This is a genomic window from Duganella vulcania (assembly GCF_009857655.1).
Lineage (GTDB): Bacteria > Pseudomonadota > Gammaproteobacteria > Burkholderiales > Burkholderiaceae_D > Rugamonas > Rugamonas vulcania.
The window spans coordinates 1-1,951 of sequence record NZ_WWCX01000228.1 but is presented as its reverse complement, the minus strand read 5'-3'; the positions used below and the strand labels follow the sequence as shown (position 1 = coordinate 1,951).

Here is a 1,951-nt window from a genome sequence, read left to right as displayed (position 1 = left end):
AGCGGCGGCGGCGTGGGCGCGCCGGCCGGCGCGGCCGGCTGGCCTGCCAGCATCATCACCACCTGCGGCGTGCCGGTGCGCTCGGCGAAGTATTCGGTGTGGCCGGAGAACGGCACGCCGGCGTCGTTGATGGTGCTCTTTTGCAGCGGCGCGGTGACCACCGCCTCGAACCAGCCGGCCTCGACGCCTTCGATGGCGGCGTCCAGCGTGGCCAGCACGCTGCGGCCGTTTTCCTTGTCCAGCTGGCCCGGCACGACATGGGCCGCCAGCGGCACGTCGATCACCGTCACGCGCTCCGGCCCGAAGTGCGGCAGGCCGCCGTGGCGCACCGCCTGCAAGGACAGCGCGGACAGCTTGATTTCGGGATCGATGTAGCTGGCCGTCATGGCCAGGAAGGCGGCGTCGCCCAGCAGCACGCAGTTGACTTCCCTGCGGCGCGCCCAGGCGGCGCGGATCGCCAGCTCGGGGCCGACGCCGGCCGGCTCGCCGACGGTGACGGCGATGGCCGGACGGGCGCCGCGGGCGCGACGGGTGGTGGCTTGGGGGCGCAGCGCGCTGCGCCCGGAGTGTTGAGTGGCGCTCACGCGGGTTCCCCTGGTTGGCTTACTTGGCGGCGGCGCCGTCGTCGGTGCGGAATTCCACGTAGGCGCGGTCGCGCACTTCGCGCTGCCAGCTCTCGGCCGCTTCCTCGACCTTGCGTTCGCGGATGGCCTGGCGCGCGTTGTTGCGCTCGCGCTCCTTGGAGACGTCGTCGCTCTTGCGCTCGAGCACCTCGATCAGGTGCACGCCGAAGCTGGTCTCGACCGGCTGGCTGATCTCGCCGATCTTCAGGGCGTTGATGGCGGCCTCGAACTCCGGCGTGACGTCGCCCGGATACAGCCAGCCCAGGTCGCCGCCCTTGGCGGCCGAGCCGTCGTTCGACACCAGCCGCGCCAGGTCCTCGAACTTGGCCGCGTGGTTGTCCAGGCGCTCCTTCAGTTCCAGCAGCTTGCGCTTGGCGTCGGCCACGCTCATGGTCGGCGTGACCTTGATCAGGATGTGGCGCGCGTGGGTCTGCTGCACGGCGGCCACGGCCTGCGCCTCGGCCAGGCTGCGGCGGTCCACCGCCTTGAGGATGTGGAACGCGCCCACGCTCTTGATGATGGGCGTGACCTGGCCCGGCTTGAGCTTGCTCAGCGCCTCGGCAAACACCGGCGGCAGCCGCTCGGGCTGGCGCCAGCCGACCACGCCGCCCTGCAGCGCGTCGCTGGCGTCCGAATAGGTGGCGGCCATCTTGGCGAAGTCGGCGCCGGTGCGCAGCTGGCGCATCACGTCCTCGGCGCGCGCGCGGCGCTGGGCGATCACCTCGGCGGTGGCGTTGTCCGGGATGCGCACCATGATCTGCGAGATGTTGATCTCGAACTGCTCGGCGGCGGCGGCCTTCTCGGCCGCGATGAAGCTGTCCACCTCGGCCTCGGAGATCTGGATCTTGGCGTCCACCTCGTGCTCGCGCAGGCGCTGCATGATGATCTCTTCGCGGATCTGCTCGCGGAATTCGGCGTACGGCGTGCCCTCCTTTTCCATCTGGTTGCGCAGTTCCTGCACCGACAGCTTCTGCGCCTCGGCGATGCGGCCGATGGCGCGGTCGAGCTGCTGGTCGTCGACCCGCACGCCCATCTCCTTGGCCATCTGCAGCTGGGCGCGCTCGACGATCATGCGCTCGAGCAGCTGGCGGCGCAGGTCGGCCGGATCCGGCATCTGCACGTTCTGCGCCTTCATGCGCGCGGTGACGCTCTTGATGCGGTTGGTCAGTTCACGCTGGGTGATGACGTCGTCGTTGACCACCACCACGATGGAGTCGATCGCCACGTTGCCGGTCTCGCCGGGCGGCAGGAAGCCCTTGGCGTCGGACTTGGCGGCCGGGGCGGCGGTGGGCGCGGCCTTGGCGGCGGCGGCCGGGGCGGCGGCGGTG

At 71.0% G+C, this 1,951-nt stretch carries 2 protein-coding genes; both read right to left on the bottom strand.

What is annotated here, in order from left to right; all coding sequences use genetic code 11:
• The coding region (locus tag GTP90_RS35545; RefSeq protein WP_175048357.1) for a 4-hydroxythreonine-4-phosphate dehydrogenase PdxA at positions 1-551 on the bottom strand (551 nt) is incomplete at its 3' end.
• A 52-nt stretch (positions 552-603) separates the two neighbouring features.
• Positions 604-1,951: peptidylprolyl isomerase (locus tag GTP90_RS35540; RefSeq protein WP_161087908.1), on the bottom strand; the 1,348-nt coding region annotated here is incomplete at its 5' end.